Origin of the sequence: Anaplasma phagocytophilum (assembly GCF_023476575.1) — a bacterium.
In the GTDB taxonomy this organism is placed as follows: domain Bacteria; phylum Pseudomonadota; class Alphaproteobacteria; order Rickettsiales; family Anaplasmataceae; genus Anaplasma; species Anaplasma phagocytophilum_A.
This window is the reverse complement of the sequence record NZ_JAHLEX010000085.1, coordinates 1-5,013: the sequence shown is the minus strand read 5'-3', so window position 1 is coordinate 5,013 and position 5,013 is coordinate 1. Positions and strand designations below refer to the sequence as shown.

2 protein-coding genes are annotated in these 5,013 nt (G+C 37.0%); both read right to left on the bottom strand.

The window, feature by feature from the left end:
* Positions 1-1,230: 1,230 nt before the first annotated feature.
* Positions 1,231-2,109 (bottom strand): RNA polymerase factor sigma-32, encoded by an 879-nt coding sequence (locus tag KPX09_RS04280; protein WP_249549146.1) that lies wholly within the window; start codon positions 2,107-2,109, stop codon positions 1,231-1,233.
* Positions 2,110-2,679: 570 nt separating this feature from the next.
* Entirely contained in the window at positions 2,680-4,101 is a 1,422-nt protein-coding gene (gene terL, locus KPX09_RS04275; RefSeq protein ID WP_249549145.1) for a phage terminase large subunit, read from the bottom strand.
* Between the last annotated feature and the right edge of the window lie 912 nt (positions 4,102-5,013).

Below are 5,013 nucleotides of genomic sequence, written 5' to 3'. Positions count from 1 at the left end.
ATGGGCTGACAAATGGTACTTTGTCATTCTTATATGACTTTAAGAAATGAGATTTTGAGGGGATTAAGTCTACAGCTCAGAATGTAGTGAATTTGTACGGGAAAACTAAAATAATGCATCATCGTGAGAAAAGCTTTTTTAAAACCTAGGAACCGTACACAAACTGCTGAAAAACTTCTTACACGGGTTATTACGATAAAGAGAAAGGTCTAAGTAATTTTATGCACAGGATCATGATATTAAGGCTGGGAATTTAATGTGATACATATCATTATACATGACTGATTCTTAGAGATCTGGATTACTGTACACAAGCGGGACTATGTCTTCTGATCTTTACACAAAGTTTTGGATTTAGTTTTCTAGTCATATGAAGGCAACTTCTCTTCTGCGAGTGTTTTACTTGCGTGAGGGTTCATGTGTTTAATATATCCATGCGTCACCGTTATTAAGGGGCGTTATCTCTGAATGACTCAGATAAAATAATGCTATTACTACCGCTAATTCTTAATAATTTCTCTTTTATAGAGATCTAGAGAAGCTCTGCCAGAACACTCCTGAACCAACTCTGGGGCCTTGATCTTGGTTGCATTTGATAGTTGGCTTCTCAAGATTCGGAAAAACTTGTTACATCTATGGGAAAGCGCTCTACTTTCATAGCAACTTTAACACTGGAACTCAATCTTGTTAGTAGAATCCACTTTAGAGCGTATATGAGCACTTACTGTATTGGCATATTTTGCTCAAATAGCAGAATTACCCCTTCACTACATCATGTATAGATATTAATTATGATTCTATAATAGATATGGGTCGGTAGATGGTATACCTACTTGTATTATACAACTCCTTTACTATTCTAATCCAAAATATTCATAAAAGTGCTCTATAGTAATGGGCATGGAAGTACATATCGCTGTTTTTAGAAAACAATGGTGTGGCTTTAAGGCTTATTTACAGCATTTTTAAAGAATCCATCTTTAACCACACCCCATAGGTGACTAAGTCTCTAATAAAAATGGCATTATATCGCGTGTCCAGGATTACTCTTACTACAGTAGAAATATCTTTTAAAATAGAACAGTGTTTTGAGATAATGTCTCGAAGTATTTACATACGACCTCTTTACACTACCGCGCATCTACCCGATATACTTACGTTACCTGAAAATTGGCCTCTCCAACCGGACTTTTCCATATATTCTAAAAATCTCACCCGACACGGTAGACGCTACAAACTAGCTGCATATATCTTGTATTTATTGGCATTTACAAAAGATCTTACCTTGCTGAAAGATTGGAGCTCAATCTGCCTGATTCTTTCCTTTGAGACTCCATATTCTTCACTTAACGTTTCTAGAGTGTCTGGATGCTCCTTTAACTTTCTTCGCGAAAAAATATCTCTATGTCTTTCATCCAGCGTAGATAAAGCTTCATTTACCATCTGATCTTTCATCACACTCTCCTCATGTGATAGGTACATAACCTCCTGATTGGGGCTTGAACATGGTATAAGATCTTGTAGCTCAGTACCACTTTCACAGCATACCTTGTCACTGAGTGATATGTCCCTATTGGAGAAAAACCTATCCATGCTCTCTACTTCCTTCTCAGAAGTACCGCATTCCTCTGCTATAGCACGTATATCACTCTGACTGGCCGAAGCACTACATCCCAATATTCTCCTTTTAATCTTCCTCAAACTAAAAAACAACTTCTTCTGAGCCTGTGTGGTCCCTATACGCATACATGACCAGGAACGCAGTATATAGTCTTTTATAGACGCTTTTATCCACCATATTGCATATGTAGACAACCTGAAGCCCAATTCGGGATTGAACTTCTTCACTGCTTGCATCAGACCTATGTTTCCTTCCATTATCAACTCCATGAGAGGAAGGCCATAACTCCTAAAACCCATTGCTACTTTAACTACTAACCTCAGATGGCTAGTTACCAATTTATGAGCGTCAGCCACCGATCTATTTTTATGCCAATTCTCTGCACATTCCTTCTCTTCTCTCTCTGTTAGCATAGGAAAAGCCCTTACTTGCTCAATATACGCAAGTAAATCATCTGCTCCCATCGCTAACCCAGTTGCGGTAAGCATATACCAACGCCTCTCTGTTTATTAATTGCACCGTGTATGCACTCTAGTATAAGTACGGTGTGAGCAATTTTCAAGCCTTTGCTGCATCTTTAATAATGCTGACTATTAGCAAGATCTTTTACGGTACTACCGAACTGTAAATACAACTTCCATCTAGATGTAATTAGTGGCATAAATGTAAATGCATATTACGTAATACATGCACTGCAAACCTTTCTATTCTTCATATAAAAAACCACGTTTGGGATGAAAATATCCATTGATACAGATATTATGAGCGTGAATACCGCCTCATCCTTCTCGTACTCGTATACCCTACTCTTGCAGGCGTTTTTATTCAATCTTCTTTATCAGTATAATCACAAGCATGTGCTTCTTTTATATTATGCGAGACATCTTGAAATTACTCGGCAAGTCTTTACGATATCTGTTACTTGCTTTGCACAAGATAGTGCTTTTCAGGGAAGTAAACAGAGCACAATATCTAATAATGATATAGCAAAAGAAACTATGAGTTATTAGCAGGAACCATCACAAGTCATGCTTCATACCCATTATTGCTATAGACTCTTAAATTAGAAACCGAATATTGCATTCAGGTACTTCTTTAATATTGGATACTCCTTGATCACGATACCAGTTGAATGCTTGGGTGAGACTATCAACTTGATCATCATTTTCTCCATTAGGAAACGCGCATATTTCGCTCTCAAAATCATGTAACCACGGAGCATAATGAGGCACAAAAAGATGACCTTTTTGAATTGTAGGAATGATCTGAAGCAGTCTAGATAATTTGCAATACTTCTTAGGATTAAACGCTATTACAGGAAGTTTTTTACTCATTTCCTGTAATAGCTGATACCCACTAGATCTTTCTTCTATAAGTATTACATCGGGTTTCCAATGCTCATTTAAATGCAGTACCCTCTTCTTTAACTCTGTATAATTAGCTTTTGCTCTATACACATCTAATAAAAAGAAGCTCCTATCCCGAATAGCTAACGTGATGCAGACACTAAAATTGCTATGTGCGTGTAGTGTGGACGCTGTATCCCAACTTTGCATTATGCAAGATTCCGTAGTATCAAACTCATCAATATGATAGCGCTTTAACCATCCCTTTCGTATTATCCCGCTATTACCAATGTTTATGGGCCTCTGCTGGTACTGCGATGAAAATGCGTATATTCCTACCTCATTTTTTAAACCTTCAATATATCTACTGCCTAAATTTTTGATAATTGGCTCATTTTTAGAGCGTTTATACATTGCTACCCTACGGAGTGAAGAGTTAGAATCTTTATTTAAAGAGAAGATAGTCGCTCTTTTTTCAGCGATAAAAGGTATCGACAGGTGATGCCATGTTTTGTGGGCACTTGTAGCAAGAACTTGTGCTGATAAATCTTCATTATGCAGCCTATGCATTACTATTACTACTATCCCTTTTTTCCTATCATTTATCCTGGTTAGAAAGCTTTCTTTAAACCAGTCAAACACCCTACTTCTATATTTGCTACTAGATGCTTGCATTGGATTTAGTGGATCATCGACAATTAAAACATCTCCCCCTTCTCCGGTTACCGTTCCACCTACCGAAGTAGCCATTCTATATCCTAGCTTTGTGGTTATAAACTTCCTTCTACTATTCTGTAGTTTACTTATTTCTACCTCCGGAAATATTGCTCTGTACCATGATGACTGTAAGACATACTTCGTATCGAGAGATAGCTTCTCACTAAGCAATTGAGAATAACTTGCAACAATGATTCTGGCACATGGATTAAACCCTAGTATCCATGCAGGCCATGCTACACTCACGCATATCGATTTCATCATGCGTGGCGGTACATTTACTATAAGTCTTTTAATCTTCCCTTCATGTGCTGCCTGCAGCCTGTCGGCCATTACACGTATGTGCCAGTTATTTACGTACGTGCTCCCTGGAGAGACTGTCTCAAAAACTAGCTTTATAAACTTAGTGAATTGCATAGTTACTCTATACTAAATTAGAATTCAGGATGAGAAATAAGTTGAGCTATATGAGTGATATGTGAAGCTCTATATGGAATGTAGTTTTCAATATAAAATTTAGAGCTTTTTTAAGCATCAACCAGTATTACTTTTTCGCGCAAAAATCTTTACCGATTAAAAGTAGCCCTTCAAAGACGTTTCACGTTTCCTGAATCGCAAAGACGACGAGGAAAACTGTTTTCCGTTACTATTAACCCCTAAAGCTCATTATACTACTGCTACTAAAGTAAGCCCATCGTGATCATAACTATGTTAAAGTTCTCTAGCATACACAAAATACGTACTGCTTTTTATTACATGATAGATACAATTTCTGTTCAACAATCTTCAATATTTTCCCATACTACCGCGTAATCAATATCACTTTTCTAGATACTTACACTTACTTCTGCTTGCATTATGTAACTATGTCTGAGAGTATGACCTTCATACGTCTGAACGCGTAATAAGCGCACACCATATGAAAAAAGTCGGCATCTCTTCTCTTGCTTTTATGATTACTTCTGGCATAAGCATACCACATAGAGGCTTATATGTTCCTGTGAAATACTTAAGAAGTTAGTTTTGCTCAGTTTAAATACGCAACTAGATAGCATTACCATATACTAGAAACACCAGCAACTACAGTAGAGACGCATCATTATCGCTAACTTAATTTATGATAGAATTAAAAATCGTCTTACTAAGAGAACCATACCTAGCTAATACACATAAAAACACTTGGTTATCATGCAACACGTATAGCAGCACTAGAAGTACTTTAATAACAGCGCGATTCATTGCGCTAGTATAATGAATTCAAGTATACACTGGCATCAATATTTTGCTCACTTTATAGTATCTACATAAAGATGTAAATGATACACCCTA